The 16,563-nt window shown below is 66.8% G+C and carries 17 protein-coding genes; 5 read left to right on the top strand and 12 right to left on the bottom strand.

Annotated features, from left to right (window positions below; translation table 11 throughout):
- Positions 1 to 68 precede the first annotated feature (68 nt).
- Complete coding sequence (locus ACFVVC_RS07040; protein WP_387450563.1) at positions 69 to 374, top strand: hypothetical protein; 306 nt, start codon at positions 69 to 71, stop codon at positions 372 to 374.
- A 98-nt stretch (positions 375 to 472) separates the two neighbouring features.
- Here the strand turns inward: ACFVVC_RS07040 and ACFVVC_RS07035 are convergent, their stop codons facing one another.
- The 3 genes from ACFVVC_RS07035 to paaZ form a co-directional block, all read right to left on the bottom strand.
- Positions 473 to 757, bottom strand: a complete 285-nt coding sequence (locus tag ACFVVC_RS07035; RefSeq protein ID WP_387450561.1) for a hypothetical protein — start codon at positions 755 to 757, stop codon at positions 473 to 475.
- A gap of 118 nt (positions 758 to 875) precedes the next feature.
- Entirely contained in the window at positions 876 to 1,271 is a 396-nt protein-coding gene (locus ACFVVC_RS07030) for a VOC family protein (RefSeq protein ID WP_285247064.1), read from the bottom strand.
- Positions 1,272 to 1,484: 213 nt separating this feature from the next.
- Positions 1,485 to 3,596, bottom strand: a complete 2,112-nt coding sequence (gene paaZ, locus ACFVVC_RS07025; RefSeq protein WP_387450559.1) for a phenylacetic acid degradation bifunctional protein PaaZ — start codon at positions 3,594 to 3,596, stop codon at positions 1,485 to 1,487.
- A gap of 140 nt (positions 3,597 to 3,736) precedes the next feature.
- On the opposite strand from paaZ, the gene ACFVVC_RS07020 reads away from it, so the two are divergent.
- Positions 3,737 to 4,177: a PaaI family thioesterase gene (locus tag ACFVVC_RS07020; RefSeq protein ID WP_133830564.1), complete on the top strand. Its 441-nt coding sequence runs from the start codon at positions 3,737 to 3,739 to the stop codon at positions 4,175 to 4,177.
- Between the two features lie 84 nt (positions 4,178 to 4,261).
- Here ACFVVC_RS07020 and ACFVVC_RS07015 read toward each other — a convergent pair whose 3' ends face one another.
- From ACFVVC_RS07015 to ACFVVC_RS06985, 7 genes are all read right to left on the bottom strand, one after another.
- Complete coding sequence (locus tag ACFVVC_RS07015; RefSeq protein WP_387450557.1) at positions 4,262 to 6,490, bottom strand: peptidase; 2,229 nt, start codon at positions 6,488 to 6,490, stop codon at positions 4,262 to 4,264.
- Positions 6,491 to 6,549: 59 nt separating this feature from the next.
- Positions 6,550 to 7,260, bottom strand: a complete 711-nt coding sequence (locus tag ACFVVC_RS07010) for a tyrosine-protein phosphatase (RefSeq protein ID WP_387450555.1) — start codon at positions 7,258 to 7,260, stop codon at positions 6,550 to 6,552.
- Between the two features lie 82 nt (positions 7,261 to 7,342).
- A complete protein-coding gene (locus ACFVVC_RS07005; protein ID WP_387450553.1) occupies positions 7,343 to 7,960 on the bottom strand; it encodes a GNAT family N-acetyltransferase in 618 nt (205 codons plus the stop codon).
- Between the two features lie 67 nt (positions 7,961 to 8,027).
- Positions 8,028 to 8,900, bottom strand: coding sequence for a 3-hydroxyacyl-CoA dehydrogenase family protein (locus ACFVVC_RS07000; RefSeq protein ID WP_387450551.1), 873 nt, complete (start codon positions 8,898 to 8,900; stop codon positions 8,028 to 8,030).
- 3 nt (positions 8,901 to 8,903) lie between these two features.
- Positions 8,904 to 9,707, bottom strand: coding sequence for an enoyl-CoA hydratase/isomerase family protein (locus tag ACFVVC_RS06995; protein ID WP_387450549.1), 804 nt, complete (start codon positions 9,705 to 9,707; stop codon positions 8,904 to 8,906).
- Complete coding sequence (locus ACFVVC_RS06990; RefSeq protein WP_387450547.1) at positions 9,707 to 10,933, bottom strand: thiolase family protein; 1,227 nt, start codon at positions 10,931 to 10,933, stop codon at positions 9,707 to 9,709. Before ACFVVC_RS06990 ends, ACFVVC_RS06995 begins: the two co-directional genes overlap by 1 nt.
- Positions 10,934 to 11,051: 118 nt before the next feature.
- Positions 11,052 to 11,726 carry a pentapeptide repeat-containing protein gene (locus ACFVVC_RS06985; RefSeq protein ID WP_387450545.1) on the bottom strand — a complete coding sequence of 225 codons (675 nt, stop codon included), beginning with the start codon at positions 11,724 to 11,726 and terminating at the stop codon, positions 11,052 to 11,054.
- Positions 11,727 to 11,827: 101 nt separating this feature from the next.
- Between ACFVVC_RS06985 and ACFVVC_RS06980 the strand changes: the two genes are divergently transcribed.
- On the top strand, positions 11,828 to 12,004 hold the full coding sequence (locus ACFVVC_RS06980; protein ID WP_109045219.1) for a CsbD family protein: 177 nt from the start codon (positions 11,828 to 11,830) through the stop codon (positions 12,002 to 12,004).
- Positions 12,005 to 12,125: 121 nt separating this feature from the next.
- Here the strand turns inward: ACFVVC_RS06980 and ACFVVC_RS06975 are convergent, their stop codons facing one another.
- Positions 12,126 to 13,181 (bottom strand): DNA polymerase IV, encoded by a 1,056-nt coding sequence (locus ACFVVC_RS06975; RefSeq protein WP_387451133.1) that lies wholly within the window; start codon positions 13,179 to 13,181, stop codon positions 12,126 to 12,128.
- Positions 13,182 to 13,296: 115 nt separating this feature from the next.
- On the opposite strand from ACFVVC_RS06975, the gene ACFVVC_RS06970 reads away from it, so the two are divergent.
- Positions 13,297 to 14,031 carry a dienelactone hydrolase family protein gene (locus ACFVVC_RS06970; RefSeq protein WP_387450543.1) on the top strand — a complete coding sequence of 245 codons (735 nt, stop codon included), beginning with the start codon at positions 13,297 to 13,299 and terminating at the stop codon, positions 14,029 to 14,031.
- Between the two features lie 101 nt (positions 14,032 to 14,132).
- Here the strand turns inward: ACFVVC_RS06970 and ACFVVC_RS06965 are convergent, their stop codons facing one another.
- Positions 14,133 to 15,596 (bottom strand): amino acid permease, encoded by a 1,464-nt coding sequence (locus ACFVVC_RS06965; RefSeq protein WP_387450541.1) that lies wholly within the window; start codon positions 15,594 to 15,596, stop codon positions 14,133 to 14,135.
- 205 nt (positions 15,597 to 15,801) lie between these two features.
- On the opposite strand from ACFVVC_RS06965, the gene ACFVVC_RS06960 reads away from it, so the two are divergent.
- Complete coding sequence (locus ACFVVC_RS06960) at positions 15,802 to 16,563, top strand: CPBP family intramembrane glutamic endopeptidase (RefSeq protein WP_387450539.1); 762 nt, start codon at positions 15,802 to 15,804, stop codon at positions 16,561 to 16,563.

Here is a 16,563-nt window from a genome sequence, read left to right as displayed (position 1 = left end):
TGTGCTTGGTAATTCTCTGGCTCCCCGCTACGGTGGTAGGAAGCCACCATCCGCTGGAAGGAATTGAAATGAGCCATCCCAAGGAAGAGCCCGACGCCGGATACATCATTCCGGATCCCTCAAAGCTCCGCGAGGACATTGCCGGTGATTCGGGCGATGAAGCCAACGCCATCCGCTTCAGCGAGGAACAGGCCCTGATCGAGGAACAGTCGCACGGCATCCGCCCGGACACCTACAGCGTCCCGCCGGGAGGCCCCACCATGGAGGAGGCCCGCGGCAACATGGACCTCTCCGACCGCAGCGAAGAAGGCCACGGTACCGGCCGCGAGGATGACAGCAGCGACGACGGCCTGCACGGCGGCGCCGAGAACTGACCGCCAGGCTCCACAACGTTCCACCACAGGCAGCAGGGGTGCTCCGATCCGACCGGGGCGCCCCTGCTGTTGTTTTGTCCCTGGCACCTGGATCCTGCCTAGGTGCCAGGCACCCCGAACATCGAGGCGTACCAGCCCATGTAGGCGAGCACCGCGCACAGCAGGAAAGCGGCCAGCAGCAGCGCAATCGAGCGGTCCCGTGCGATGAGCAGGGCCACCAGGTTGGTGACAAGGCCGACAGCCACCACGACAACCTGGAAAATGCTGTTCGCAGCAATGGCGCGCGGCGATTCGAACATGCCGCCCGCACCGATCACGAAGGTGATGAGGTACCAGGACGGCAGGACCCAGACCGGAACCGCGGCCAGGACAACGTCCAGCACCAGCGCAGCTTTGCCGGCCCTGGTTCCCGGAAGCCAGCTGAAACTTCGCCCGGAAGGGACAGGGACCATGGGCTGTTGCGCCCCGGAGGTGCCGGACACCCGCACTGGCCCGGCGCGCCTAGACCTGGTATTCCGGATTGGCGGCGAGGTTCTGGTGGACGCAGAGGATGTTGTGCTCGGTATCCATGAACCACGCACATTTTTCGGATTCTGTGGTGCAGATGTGGTTTTCCGTCCTCAGGGTGGGAAGGTCGTAGTCCTGGAACATCACACCCCTGGCCTCCATGTCGCGGACCGTTCCCTCAATGTCGGCAACCTCGAAGCTCAGCGCTGTGTGCTCGGAGTGCTTGCCGTCGGAGACCGGCATCAGCTGCAGCATGGGGCCGCCGTCGGTGCCGAGTAATTCGCTTCCATCGTCTGTCATTCCGCGGTGCGGGAGTCCGAGCTTTTCGGTGTAGAAGCTGCGGGCGCGGGCTGCGTTATCGACTGGCAGGATGGTTGTGGCTGTGCTCATTCTAAGGTTCATGTGGCCACCTCCTACGGGCAGAATCTTACGCCCGGGCTGCCGGAAAAGCCCCTCCCCCCCAAACGCCCGCTCACCTTTGACCCCCAAACCCCAAACGCCCGCTCACCTTTGACCCCCAAACCCCAAACGCCCGCTCACTTTCCCGACAGAAGTGAGCGGGCGTTCAGATGGAAGCTGCCAAAAGTGAGCGGGCGTGGGAGGTTACTTTTCGATGAGGGTGAGGACGTCGTAGGTGGCCACGATGTCGTCGTTCTGGTTGGTCAGGACGGCGTCCCAGGCCACCTCGCCGTATTCGTCGGTCTCGCGCGGGGTGATCTTCTTGGCGGTGAGGGTGACCCGGATGGAGTCGCCGGCCGCCACCGGGGTGATGAAGCGCAGGTTCTCGAGGCCGTAGTTCGCCAGCACCGGGCCCGGCGCCGGTTCCACGAACAATCCAGCTCCCCAGGCCAGGAGCAGGTAGCCGTGGGCCACGATGCCGGGGAAGAACGGGTTGGCCTCCGCCGCCTCCTGGTTGGTGTGGGCGTAGAAGGTGTCGCCGGTGGAGCTCGCGAACTTGGTGATCTCCTCCAGCGAGACCTCACGAAGCTCCGAACGGATGGCGTCGCCGATGTGCAGCGTGGCCAGGGACTTCCGGAACGGGTGCTGGCCCTCGGTCTCGAGCGTGAAGTTGCGGTCCGCGCCGGTGTGCCAGACACCGGTGACGGCGGTCAGCATATTGGGCGAGCCCTGGATGGCGGTGCGCTGCATGTGGTGCAGCACGGACCGGATACCGCCGAGTTCCTCGCCGCCGCCGGCGCGCCCCGGGCCACCGTGGACGAGGTGCGGCACCGGTGATCCGTGGCCGGTGGACGAACGGGCGTCCTCCCGGTTCAGCATCAGGACGCGGCCGTGGTGCGCGGCGATTCCGGTGACCAGCTCCCGTGCCACCGCGGGGTCGTTCGTGCAGACCGAGGCCACCAGGGAGCCGCCACCGCGGGCGGCGAGGCGGACTGCGTCGGCAAGGTCGCGGTAGCCGATCACGGAGGATACCGGTCCGAATGCTTCGAGTGAGTGGATCGCGTCCGCCTCGGGGTTGTCCCAGTTCAGGACTACAGGGGCCATGAATGCCCCGCCGTCCACCACGCCGGTGGTTCCGTCCGCTGAGGTGACCGACGGCGAATCGAGGGTTCCGTACGCAAGCTCACCGCCGGCGTCGAGCATGGACTGCACGGCCGCCCGGACGTCCTTCAACTGTTCCACGGACGCCAGGGCACCCATGGTGACGCCCTCGCCGCGGGGATCCCCCAGGACGATGCGTTCCGAAATGCGCTTGCCGATGGCGGCAGTGACGGCGGGAACCAGTTCCTGCGGAACGATGGCGCGGCGGACGGCGGTGCACTTCTGGCCGGCCTTAACGGTCATTTCGGTGACGACGGACTTGACGAACGCATCGAATTCCGGGGTGCCCTCCACCGCATCCGGGCCAAGGATGGCAGCATTCAGGGAGTCCGTCTCGGACGTGAACCGTACCCCGCCCTCCACCACGTTCCGGTGCGCCTTAAGGGACTTTGCGGTGGAAGCCGAGCCGGTGAAGGCGACGAGGTCGCGGTAGTCCAGGACGTCCAGCAGCCCGCGGACGGATCCGGAAATGAGCTGCAGCGAGCCCACCGGCAGGATGTTGGATTCAACGATGGCCTTGACCACGGCCGCGGCAACGTACCCGGTGGGGGTGGCAGGCTTGACGATGGTGGGGACGCCGGCGAGGAAGGCGGGGGCAAACTTCTCCAGCATGCCCCAGACCGGGAAGTTGAAGGCGTTGATCTGGACGGCAACTCCGGGAATGCGGGTGTAGATGTGCTCGCCGGCGAAGGAGCCGTCCTTGGACAGCACCTCCATGGGTCCGTCCACCACCACTTGGGAGTTGGGCAGTTCGCGCCGGCCTTTGGAACCGAAGGTGAACAGGACGCCGATGCCGCCGTCGATGTCCACCATGGAGTCGATCTTGGTGGCGCCGGTCTGGAACGAGAAGCCGTAGAAGTGTTCGCGGCGGGCGTTCAGGTACTGCGCCAGTTCCTTGAGCTTGAGGGCGCGCTGGTGGAAGGTCAGCTTGCCCAGTTCCGCCTGGCCGGTGGTGCGGCCATATTCGACGACGGCGGCCAGGTCCAGGCCCTCCGTGCTGACCTTGGCCAGGATCTCCCCTGTGCTCGCATCCCGGACAGGGACCGCGGAAGCCGACGAGCCGGCGTCGGGCGTCCACCAGGCATCCTTGACGAAGCTGGGCACTGTCTCCACGGTGTCGACCGTGGCCTGGGGAGCTGTGGCTGTGGTGGTCATCGTTGACGGGTCCTTCCAACGCTGGGGCAGGCAAACAGCGGCCATTACTGACCGTCCGTTCGGTAATATATTCACCATACATGAAGTGCCGTGCCGCACACTAGAAGGCCGGGACTGAATTGGCCACCAAAGGAGAACGAATGAGCGCCCCACACGAGGATTCCGGCGACAACCAGCCGTCGCAGCATGAACTCTGGAAAATCACGCTGGGCGAGCTGGACGAAAAGATGGGCGTGAAGATCCTGGAGGAGTCCGTGGAGCGGGTGGTGGCCACCATGCCGGTGGAGGGAAACCGGCAATCCTTCGGCCTGCTGCACGGCGGCGCCTCGCTGGCCGTCGGCGAGGCCGTGGGCTCCTGGGCCGCCGTGATCCATGCGAGCACCATGGGCAAGACCGCAGTGGGGGTGGACGTCTCCGCCACCCACCACCGGTCCGCACGGGAGGGCCAGGTAACCATCACGGCCACGCCCATCCACCTGGGCGGCACGCTGACTACACACGAGGTGCTGATCACCAACGAGGCGGGCCAGCGGCTCTGCACCCTGCGCATCACCAACTTGCTGATGCGCCGCCACAAGTAACGGTGGTTAAGTCGGCCGCCGCCGGTGGTTGAGCCTGAGGCCCGGTGGTTGGGCCTGCGGCCCGGTGGTTGAGCCTCGCGAAACCTAGGCCGATCCCCGTTTCCGGCGCCTGACCAGCACCGTCAGCCCGATCCCGACGGCGAGGGCGGCCGCGGCAGCAACGGCTGCGGGCACCAGCGCGGACGCGCCGGTGTACGCCAGGCCGCCCGTACCCGCGGGACGGTTGCCGCCCGTGGTGGCCAGGCCCGCAGGCGGGACGCTTGGCGGTGCAGTTGGCGAGGCAGTGGGCGAGGCAGTGGGCGAGGCACTGGGCGCCGGGGTACTGGCCGGCGGCGTGACGACGGCGGCCGGGCTCGTCTGGGCGGGCGACGGGGCCGCGCTGGTCTGGGCGGGCGACGGGGCCGCGGTAGCGATGCTGGCGGGAGGACTTGCTGGAGCCGGCGGGGCAGGGCTCGACGGCGGGGCAGGGTTCGACGGAGTGCCTGTGGGAGCCGGCGGGGTGGCCGCGAACTCGAAGGTGTTGGCTCCTGACCGGCTGTACCCGTTGACGGTCTCTGCCGTGAAGCGGAGCGGGTCCTTGCCTTGCGGTGCGGTGAAGCTCCAGTTGCCGGCGGCGTCCACGGGGACCTCGAACGGGCTGTGGCCCTGGAGGGTGATCCGGACCTTGGACCCGGCGGCGATGGCTGACGCCGGAGCCGCGGCAACGGTGCCACTGATGGTTTGGCCGGATTCATAGGTGCCGCCGGGCGCCGGAGCGGTGACGGCGGCCCTGTTGAGGAACAGCTCCAGCTGGTAGCCGGGAAGGACGGCAAGACTGTTCCGCAGGGTGGCGCCGACGGCGAAGTTCTGGATCACGTTGCCGTTTTGGTCCGGGGTGTCCCCTGCCGAGTGGGTACCCACGGCGTAGTTGCCGCTGACGTAGGGTCCGCCGGAGTCTCCCCCGCTGGACTGCACTCCGTAGGACAGGAACCCGTTGAACGCACGGAGGTCTGTCGGATCTGTCTTGTGGGCAGGGCCCGGCACGATGAAGATGCCGACGGCGTCCACCATTCCGCAGGACCAGGCGGAGGTCCGTCCCGAGCGGCAAATGGGCATTCCAACAACGGGATCTTCGGATCCGATGATCTTGACGTCGGGCCCGGGCTGGGACGGGTTGCCCCACGTGCTGGCTGCGGGCAGGGGATCGATGTCCTGCCGCAGCGACTGGATGACCGAGATGTCAGTCCCCACGTTCCCGGGGTTGGTAACGGCCGTCTGGTCCGGACCGATGGTAGTGGTTGGGTCGAGCACGCGGGTGTTCCCCGGGCCGCCGAACTGGCTGAAGCCGAATTTCCCCAGCAGCCCGGCCGGCACTCCTTGGAACTCCAGGGTGGCCGTCTTGGCAGCGCCATCCGAAGCACAGTGCCCTGCGGTCAGGACAGTGGGGAGACCGGTGGGGTCGAAGGCGGAGAAACCCGTGGAGCAGACATAGCCGATATTGGTCTGGTAGCCGACGCCGCCGGGAACGTCAGCCTCCGTTTTGAGCGGCGTACCGCCGTCGAGCTCGACGTTGGCAAAGCGGGAGACGAACTGGGCCGGCGAGATCTTTCCGGCACCCGCCGTCGGTGACGATGACGACGACGGGGACGGGGACGGGGACGATGACGGGGAGGATGACGGTGTCGGTATTGGCGACGGCGCTGCCGGCAGCGCCTCCGGCGCGTTGATCCCGCCGGTCCTGATCACGAACTTTCCGCCGGCGTACATTACCGCCTGCAGGTCCTGCGGCCCGACGTCGCGGAGATAGGCCTGGAAGAGCTGCTCCGTGCTCACCGCCAGCTCGGACCGGGTGCCGGCGGCGGGCGCCTCGAGTGACAAACCGGAAATGGTGCCCGCGAGTGCGGCCACGGCGGCCTGCAGCTTCTGTCCGGAGCCGCTGACAATAATGGATCCATGTTCGATCCGGATTCCCACGTAGCCCGGGACCGGGCGCAGTTGGACAGCCGCCCGCGCTGCCTGGGCGCCCAGTTGCCCGGCAGCCTCGAACTGCTGGGGGGTGAGCTTGAGGTCCCGCTGCACGGCGTCGTCGAGGGCGGCCTGCGAAAGGGTGGTTGGCGCCGGGGACGCTGGGGCAGTGCTTCCCGAAGTCGGGCTGGGGAACGCCGGGGTGGGGGATGATTCACCGGCGCCAAAAGCTGGAACGGCTGCGTATGCGGAGGATGCCAGCATGCCGGTTGCGGCGCCCAGGGCGAGCACCCGGCGCAGCGTGCCAGCACTGAACCCCAGGTCATGCTCCGTTGAAGTCTTTTTCCTTGGCGCTGCTGTTCCGCTCATGTCCGTCTCTCTGCCGATCAACGTGACCGAGGTAACAACAGTATCTCAGGTCACATGCGTCACACTGGTCCCATTGTAGCTACGCTCTCATGGCAACAAGCCAGGACGGCCTCAAGTTCGGCTGAGGTGAGGCCGTTGGCCAAGAGGTAGCGGCGGGTATCCAGGTCCCGGACATACCTGACCACGGTGAGCCCCCGTTGTTCCAGTAAAGGCTCCAGTTCAGCGGCGTCCAGATAGCGTTCGCGGCTGTGCGGCGGCCCGTGCGTGCGGTACCTCTCGTTGATGCCGCGCGCCGCCCGCCGGTAGCCTTCTGCGATGGCTTCGTCGGTATCGCCTGCCAGGTCTTGGACCATGGCGGCCACCATTCCGCTGCGGTCCCGGCCGGCGGCGCAGTGCAGCAGGACATTCCCCTTGGGTGCGGCATGGGAGATGGCCCGGAAGACGCCCACCAGCTTTTCCGGGAAAAGGCGGGCGTTCTCGGCATAATGCGTGGGGTCGTTCAGGTACGGCCCGGTGACTGCGGTGAAGCCTGGATCGCCGGGCTCTTCCGTGGGGGCCCGGACCACGTCGATGTCCGGCATGGACGCGTCCGGGACCACTGGGTCGGTGTCCCGGCGCCGGCCTTCCGCTGCGTTGCGGAGATCGACGACGGTGCGGACGCCGTCGTCGAACACCTGCCGCCACCCGGACGCCGTCAGCCACTCACGCCGCCCCATCCGGTAGATGCCGCCCGAAACGTGCCAGGCGTTGACAGCTCCATCCCACTTCATGGGCCTGCCCCGTTTGCTCATCCGCACAGCCAATCACACGGTGCTGGGAGCCGCATGCCGCAGGGGAAGAGTTTTGGCGTCATCAACGAGCCGGGCCGCGCCGGTCCAGCCGGTACTCGAGCCCGGCGCGGACGGCAGGCCATTCGTGGTCCAGGATGGAGAACACCACGGTGTCCCGGAGATTCCCGTCGCTGGTCCGTGAGTGGCTGCGCAGCACGCCGTCCTGCTTGGCGCCGAGCCGGGCGATGGCGTCCCGCGACTGGTGGTTGAGCCAGTGGGTGCGGAATTCCACCGCGGGGCAGCCCACGGCCTCGAAGGCGTGCCCGAGCAGCAGGAGCTTGGAGTCCGGGTTGGTCCCGGTCCCCTGCACGGAGGCCGCGTTCCAGGTGGAACCGATCTCCACGCGGGGCGTGGCGGCATCGATGTTCATGTAGGTGGTCATGCCGATGATGCGGCCCGGGCCGCCGGTTTCCGCGTCGATCAAGCGCGTGGTGAACGGCAGCATGGATCCTTGGTCCTGCAGTGCGAGCCGCCGCCTGATATCTGCGGCCATCGCCCCAGGGGCCGGCACCGAGGTGTACCAGAGCTTCCAAAGCTCACCGTCCCTGGCGGCCTCCACCAGGCCGTCGTGGTGATCCTCCGTGAGCGGCTCAAGGATAACGTGCCGGCCGGTCAGGGTAAGGGGTTCAAGGAAAGTCACTGCACCAGCCTAGGCCCACCCGTTCGGCGCCGGCAGCCTGGCCTTCTTCGACGCAGGCAACCAGCCGCTAGCTGGGCCAGTCGAAGAAGCCCTTGCCGGTCTTGCGGCCCAGTTCCCCGCGAGCCACCTTGTCGCGCAGGATTTGCGGCGGCGCAAACCGGTCGCCCAGGGTGGAGTGCAGGTATTCGGCGATGCCCAGGCGGACGTCAAGCCCCACGATGTCAGTGGTTTTCAGCGGCCCGGTGGGGTGCTTGTAGCCCAGCACCATGGCGTTGTCGATGTCTTCGGCCGAGGCGACGCCTTCTTCCACCATCCGCATCGCCTCCAGCGCGATGGCGACGCCCAGCCGGGACGATGCGAACCCGGGAGCGTCATTGACGACGACGGCGGTCTTCCCGAGTGCTTCCACCCACCTCCTCGCCTCCGCAGCGAGTCCGGGCGAGGTGTGCTCGCCCAGCACCACCTCGATGAGCGTGGAAGCGGGCACCGGGTTGAAGAAATGCAGTCCCAGGAAATTGCCCGGCCGCTTCAGCTCTTTCGCGAGCCCGTTCACGGACAGCGAGGACGTGTTGGAGGCCAGGCAGGCGTCTTCCGCCAGCCGCTCCTCGATGCCCCGCAACGCGGTGACTTTCAGGTCCCAGTCTTCCGGGACGGCCTCCACCACCAGGCGGCGGTCCTTGAAGGCGTCATAGTCCACGCCGACGGTCAGGCGGGAGACCAGTTCGTCCAGGTTTGCGTCCGTTGCCCCGCGCTCGATGCTCTTTGCCGCCGCAGATTCCACCCGTTCCCGGGCAGCCTCCGCAGACTGTTCGTCGCGTTCCACCACCAGCACGTCGGAACCCTTGACCAGGAAGGCGTGGGCGATCCCGGCGCCCATCCGGCCGCCGCCCAGGACGCCCACCCGGGCCGGGAGGGCTGGGGTCAGTTGCGATTCGCTCATGGTCTACTTTCCGTCTGCAGGGTTGGCGGGGTTGGCCTTTTTCCGGGCACTGCGGTCGAGGAACGCCTGCATGCGGTCGAACTTGGCCTGGGATTCGAAGAGGATGCCCTGGGCCAGCTGGTCGATCAGCGGGTGGGCTTCCGCGGGGGCGTGGAACACGGACTTGGTGATGCGGACGGCCAGCGGATCCTGGCGCCCGATCCTGTCAGCAAGGCTGTGGGCCGCGGCCAGCAGGTCTGCCGGGTCGTGGATTTCGGTGATGAGGTTGGCCGCCCGTGCCTCGTCGGCGCCGAGGACGAGGCCGGCCAGGAGGATCTGCTTGGCCAGCGGTTCGCCCACGAGTTCCCTGAGCCGCCAGCTGGCGCCCGCCGCGGCCAGGATCCCCAGCCCCGTTTCGGGGTTGCCGATCCGCACGGTGGGGGTGCCGATCCGGAAGTCCGCCGCGTAGGCCAGTTCCGCCCCGCCACCGAGGCAGTAGCCGTCCAGCGCGGCGATGACCGGCATGGGCAGCTTCGCAATCCGGACGAAGATGGTGGAGTTGATCCCTTGCAGGGCGTCGTCCCGCCGCCGTTCGCGCAATTGGGCGATGTCCGCCCCGGAGGCGAACACCCCGTCCACTCCGGCAATGATCAGGACTTTGGGGTTCTGTTCCAGCGCTGCGCACACGGTGTGGAGTTCGTCCACCATCTGCTGGTCGATGGCGTTCTTCACCTCGGGCCGGTTGAGCAGCACCACCACACGGTCGTCCCGTTCCTCTACCTTGAGGGCGGAAAATACTTCGGCGCCAAGGTCCACTGCGGCGGCCATCAGATTCTCTCCAGCAGCATGGCAGTCCCTTGGCCAACACCGACGCACATGGTGGCGAGGCCGATTTTGGCGTCCTCGCGTTCCATCCGCCCCAGCAGGGTGATGGCGATCCGGGACCCGCTGGAACCAAGCGGGTGGCCCAGGGCGATGGCTCCGCCGTCGCGGTTCACGATGGCCGGATCCAGGCCCAGGCGCCGGATGGAGGCCAGTGACTGGGTGGCAAAGGCTTCATTAAGTTCGACGGCGGACAGGTCACCGACGCCCAGGCCGCTTCGCTTGAGCACTTTCTGCGTGGCGGGGACAGGACCAATGCCCATGATCTCGGGTTCGCAGCCGGCAGAGGCGCCGTCGATGATGCGTGCCCGCGGTGTCAGGCCCAGCCGCTCAATCGCGGCTTCGGACGCGACGATGATGGCCGAGGCGCCGTCGTTGAGGGAGGACGAGTTTCCGGCGGTGACCACGGAGCCGCCGTGCGTCACCGGCCGGAGGGCAGCGAGAACGTCGAGGCTGGTGCCGGGGCGGGGTCCTTCGTCCGTGTTCACCACGGTTTCGGACTTGCGTGTCTTCACCGTGACGGGGACGATCTCGTCCTTGAAGCGGCCGGCGGCGATGGCATCGAGCGCACGTTGGTGCGAGCGGACGGCAAACGCGTCGGCATCCTCGCGGGAGATGCCGTCCACGCGGGCCACTTCCTCCGCCGTTTCCGGCATGGAGTAGGTCATCTTCCCGTCGCGGGAGAGGCCGCCCTGTTGGAACTGCGGGTTGGTGAAGCGCCATCCGATGGAGGTGTCGAAGATCTGGCCGGGCTTGGCAAACGCGGCGGTGGGCTTTTCCTGCACCCAGGGCGCCCGGCTCATGGACTCCACTCCGCCGGCGATGACGATGTCCGCGGCGCCGGCCTTGATCATGTGGCTCGCCTGGATAATGGCGCTCAGTCCGGAGGCGCACAGCCGGTTGACCGTAATGCCGGGGATGTGGAGCGGAAGGCCTGCCAACAGGGTGGCCATGCGGGCCACGTTTCGGTTCTCCTCCCCTGCGCCGTTGGCGTTGCCCAGGATCACCTCGTCGATGCCTTCCGGATCCAGGCCGGCGCGTTGAACGGCTTCGCGGACCACCAGGGCGGCCAGGTCGTCCGGCCGGACGGCGGACAAGGCACCCCCGTACCGGCCAACCGGCGTTCGGACCCCGCCTACGAGGAAAGCCTGCGGACCTGCGGTTGCAGCCATGGATACACCCTTCACGCGATAAACAGCACTGTCATCGGCGGCCGGCGCAGCGGAGGACACCACTTACCGACCGTTCGTTCTGTAAATGGTACACGGCAAGGTTCCGCTCCGCACCCGGCTAGAGGACTGTGACACCGAGGTGCGCGGCGATCAGCGGAGCCAGGAGGCCCAACTGGTACTCGTCAATGACCAGCCCGGAGAGGCTGCCCAGCCCGCTGATCTTGCGGAACCCGGTCCCGCGGATGTCAAAGTCCTTCAGCTTGGCTCCGGCAAGGTCCAGGGATCCGATGGTGCAGTCCTCGAGCCTCACCCGGACGGCTCCCGCGGCCCCAAGGTCCAGCTCATTGATGATGCATCCGCTGATCAGCACGTCCGTGAGCTTGGCACCGCGCAGGTTCAGGAAGTCCACCTTGCCGCCGTCGATCCGCACGGACTGCCAGCCGGTTTCGTAAAGCTCCGCGGAGCCCAGCCGGGGGTTCCGGAGTTCCACGTCCTGCCAGGTGCTGCGGGCACCGCGGAAAACGGGCGCGTACACCTCCGCCAGGATGCAATCGCGGAAAGATGCTCCCTGGAGCTGCGCGTCGTTAAAGGACGCGGCATCGAACCGGCACTCGGAAAAGACGGACCCGCCCAGGTCGAGACCTTCCGCGTCTGCGCGGGTAAACCGGACCCCTTCATGCCGGTCGCCCCGCCGGAAGGCGGCGTCCGGTAGGTCTTCGAGACCAATGAGCTCCACCGGTGAAACCCGGGGTGCGTGCACCCCGGCCGGCCCCCTCCCGCGCTTTTTCTCCATGCCCCGAGCCTAGCCTCCCGGCACATCCCTTGAATTAGTAAGCAAGCTTCGTTTAGGCTGAAAAATGTAACGGTCGACGGAAACGAAAGGAGGCCAGCACCATGGGCCTCGGAGACAAGATCAGCAACGAAGCCGAAGAACTTGGCGGCAAGGCCAAGGAAGCCGCGGGCAACGTCACCCACAATGACCGGCTGAAGGCTGAAGGCCAGGCGGACCAGGTCAAGGCGGATGCCAAGAAGGTCGGCGAAAGCGTCAAGGACGAGTTCAAGCGCGACTAACACCCACCCTGCTGCAGCCGCAGCGAACGGCGTGCTGCAGCAGCCCAACGGCGGCGGATCGGATCGATCCGCCGCCGTTCCGCTGTCCACACCCAAGGATCGGTGGACGGGAATCGATAAATCACCAGCCGCTGCGGGTGGGGGTGTGGCCCTGGCGGGAATCATCCGGCATGGTCATTTCCGCCCGCAGCCCGAGCAACCGGATGGGGCGGCCTGGCTCGATCTTCGCCGCAAGTTCGAGGGCCTGCGCGAGCACTTCCGCAGCGGCGGACGTTTCGGGGAACTTCCGCCCGAACGTTGTGGTGGTGAACGGCGCGTAGCGCACCTTCAGGGTGAGGCCGACCACCGGCCGCCCCTCCGCGGCAACATCGTCCAGGACGTGCGCCGCCAATTCCCTTACGGCCCCGTCAATGTCCGCGGCCTCCGTCAGGTCGCGCTGGAAGGTGGTTTCCCGGCTGTGTCCCCGGGCCGCCCAGGGCGTGTCATCAACCACCCGCGACCCCTCGCCCCGTCCCAGCTGGGCGTACCACGGGCCCATCTTCGGACCGAACTCGGGCACCAGGTCCGCCGGATTGGCGGCTGCGAGTCCGGCAACCGTCGTGATGCCCAGGGTGGCGAGCCGCCGCGATACCTTGGTCCCGACGCCCCACAGGTCGATCGTGGGCCGGTCCCCCATCACCTGGAGCCAGTTGCCTTCCGTCAGCCGGAAGATGCCGGCGGGCTTGCCAAACCCCGTGGCCACCTTGGCCCGGACCAGGGTGTCCCCGATTCCGATGCTGCAGTGCAGCCTGGTTTCCGCCAGGACGGCGTCCTGCAGCTGCCGGGCGATATCTTCGGGGACGTCGCTCTCGACGCCCACGAACGCTTCGTCCCAGCCCAGCACTTGGACAGTGGCGCCAGGCTGCGAGCGCAGCACCGCCATGACCTTTTCGGACGCTTCAAGATATGCCTCATGATCCACGGGCAGGATGACCGCGTCCGGGACTTTCCGCGCGGCGATGCGCAGCGGCATTCCGGAGCCCACCCCGTAGGCCCTGGCTTCATAGGACGCCGTGGACACCACAGCCCGTTCGGTGGGATCGCCGCGGCCGCCCACGATCACCGGCTTGCCCGCCAATTCAGGCCGGCGGAGGACTTCCACAGCCGCGATGAACTGGTCCAGGTCCACATGCAGCACCCATGGTTCGCTCACATGCCCCAGTCTGCCCCGGGCCAGGCGCCGTGCACCAGCTTCCTGAGGTCCGCGGTTGAACTCCACACAGTTAACCTGCACTTCCCGGTTAGCCTTAGCCATGACCTACGTTGACCTCAGCGCCGAGAGCGCTGCCGCCGGCGGCTCGCCTTCCTTGGGCGGCTACCTTGCCACGCCGGAGGGCCAGGGCCCTTTCCCCGGCGTCGTGATGATCCACGAGGCCTTCGGGCTGACCGACCAGACGCGCAGGCACGCCGACAGGCTGGCCCGGGCCGGCTACCTGACGTTGGCCGTGGATCTGTTCAGCGAGGGCGGGGCCCGCCGCTGCCTGGTCAGCACCATGCGCAGCATGGCTGCCGGCACCGGCAGGGCATTCACGGACATCGCTACGGCGCGGAAGTGGCTTGCTGCCTCCCCGCAGTCAACCGGAAAAACCGGGGTAATCGGCTTTTGCATGGGTGGCGGCTTCGCACTGCTGGTGGCCAAGGACGGTTTCGACGCAGCCTCGGTCAACTACGGTCGTCTACCCGGAAACCTGGAAGAGGCCCTCCGCGGCGCCTGCCCCATCGTGGCCAACTACGGCGGCGCGGACAAGCCCCTGAAGGGAGCCGCTGACCGGCTTGAATCAGCACTGGACGGGCTGGGAATCGAACACAGCGTCAAGGAATTCCCCGGCGCCGGCCACGCCTTCCTGAACGATACCGACGAAGGTCCTGCGGTCCTTCGCCCGCTCATGCGCGTAATGGGCATCGGGCCGGACCCGGACTCCGCCCCGGAGGCCTGGCAGCGGATCGAGGACTACTTTGCCCGCTATCTGAAGGACTCCGCTGCCTGACGCACCGGGCCCGCGCGGACATCAAGGAGGAAACGCCGACGGCGGACCACCCCACCAAAGGGGCGGCCCGCCGTCGAACGTTGTTTTAGGAAGATCCGGTGTTAGCTGTAGAGCTCGCTCTTGGGCTGGTTGTCCTTGACCTTCTGCCAGCCCAGCCACAGGACCAGCGCGAAGAACGGGATGGTAGCCAGGGTCCAGAGGCCCAGGTAGAACACCTCGCCGGTGGCCTTGTCCGTCATGGTGTCGAAGCCGATGAGCACGGTGATGGCAAGCAGGCCCAGCATGCCGGCCCAGCTGGTCCACGGCGAACCCGGCATGGGCAGGGTGGAGGTGATGCCCTTGCGGCGGCGCAGCACGATTTGGCTCGCGAAGATGGAGCCCCAGCAGAAGATCACGCCGATCGATGCGGTGTTCAGGGCGAGGTCGAACGCGTGCGAGCCGCCCAGCCAGATGTTCAGCAGGATACCCACCAGGTAGAACGCGGCGATGGCCAGGATGGCGGCATACGGGACGTGCCGCTTGGACATCCTGGTCAGCCACTGCGGGGCGTGGCCGTTGTTGGCCATGGTGCGGAAGACGCGGCCGATCGAGTAGAGCCCGGAGTTGCAGGAGGAAAGGGCGGCGGTGATGACGATCATGTTCATTACGTCACCCACCCAGCCCAGCCCCATCTGGCCAAAGACGGTAACGAACGGGGATGTGCCGGCCTTGTACTGGTCCGAGGGCAGCAGCATGGCCAGCAGCAGGACAGAGCCTACGTAGAACACCACAATTCGCAGTACGACGGCGCGGATCGCCTTGGGCACTTCGCGTTCGGGCTTTTGCATCTCGCCGGCAGTGACGCCGACCAGCTCGATGCCGTTGTAGGCAAAGATGACGGCGTTCAGGACCAGGACCATGACCAGTGCGCCCTTCGGGAACATGCCGCCCTCGGCCGCAAAGAGGTTGTTGACGGAGGCGTGCCCGTCACCCACCTGGGCGTTGGTGACCACCATGAACGTGCCCACCACCAGGAAGATCAGGATGGCGCCCACCTTGAGGCAGGAAGCCCAGAATTCGAACTCGCCGAACGCCTTGACGCTGAGCAGGTTCACTGCCACGAGGAGCGCCAAGGCGGCAATTGCCGAGGCTTCCACGGGGACGTTGGGGAAGAAGAACTGGAAGTACAGGCCGATCGCGATGAGCTCGGCGATACCGGTCATGCCCCAGTTGATGAAGTACATCCAGCCGGACATGTACGCGCCTTTTTTGCCGAACATCTCGCCGGCATAGCTCACCAGGGAGCCGGAGGTTTGCCGGTACATGATGAGTTCGCCCAGGGCCCGCATGAGCAGGTAGGCGATGACGCCGGCGATGGCGTACGAGAAGATCAGTGCCGGGCCGGTGGAGGCGAGGCGGCCGCCTGCTCCCATGAAGAGGCCCACGCCGATGGCGCCGCCCATGGCGATCATGGTGACGTGGCGTCGGCCCAGGGTCTTGCTGTAGCCCTCGGCGCTGAGGGAGGAATCGACGGCGGTGGTGGCCGCGGCGGGGTTCTGAAGGTCTGTGGGGGTACTTTGAGGCACAACTGTTCCTTGTGGGTTGGGGGTTGGCCGCATCCGGAATTCGTATGATCAGGCTCACAAAATTCGGCCTTGCGGCCTTGGAACCAGCGATTGTGAGCGTAAATCATCGAGCAGCCGAAGCTTCACGCGGCCTGTCCATCCTACAAGACCGGGCGGGCGGTACGTGACGCGCACTACACGGCACCCCCGGCGATAGGCTGAAGGCATGGCCACAGCCCACCGCGCACCCCCCGCTCCGCAGCCGCAGCTGTACCGTTTTTCGCGCCTGGACCTGGCGGCACTCTGCCTCTACGTGGCTATCGCGGGATTCTTCGCGGCGGCCGGCGCCCTGGTGGCCCCGTTCCTGCGGCAGATTGCGCCATCCCCGGCCACCGCCTCCTACGCGGTGAACCTTCTGTTCTATGCCTCGGTGGGAATCGTGGCACTGCTGGCCGCCCGGAAAGTGGTGGTCCGCGACCTTAGGGTCCTGGCGACCCGGCCCTGGTTCACCCTGCTGATGGTTCCCGCCGCCGTCATCGCGATGCTGGTCCTCACCGCGATCCTGGTGGCGCTGAACGGGCAGGTGCAAACGTCCGCCAACCAGGCCGGCCTGCAGGCCCTCATGCAGCAGGTGCCGCCCTGGCTCATGGTGCCGCTGCTGGTGGTGGTGGGACCATTCGTGGAGGAATACATCTTCCGCCACCTGCTGATCGGCAAGCTGGGCAGGCGGGTGAACATCTGGATCTGCTGCGTCCTGTCGGCCGTGCTGTTCGCGGCGATGCACATCGTGGGGCAGGAGGCCATTACCCTCACGGCACTGCTCCCCTACGTTGCCATGGGCGCCACCCTGGTGTTCGTCTACGTGTGGACCGGAAAGAACGTTATGTTCTCCTACTTCGTCCACGCCGCCAAGAACCTGCTGGCCGTGGTCCTGGTTTACGCCATCCCGCCGGAACTGTTCGAGCAGATGCAGCACGTCCAGGCGTAG

Origin of the sequence: Pseudarthrobacter sp. NPDC058196, from assembly GCF_042882685.1 — a bacterium.
In the GTDB taxonomy this organism is placed as follows: Bacteria; Actinomycetota; Actinomycetes; order Actinomycetales; family Micrococcaceae; genus Arthrobacter.
The sequence above is the reverse complement of the archived record's forward strand: the minus strand, read 5'-3'. Positions and strand labels throughout refer to the sequence as shown.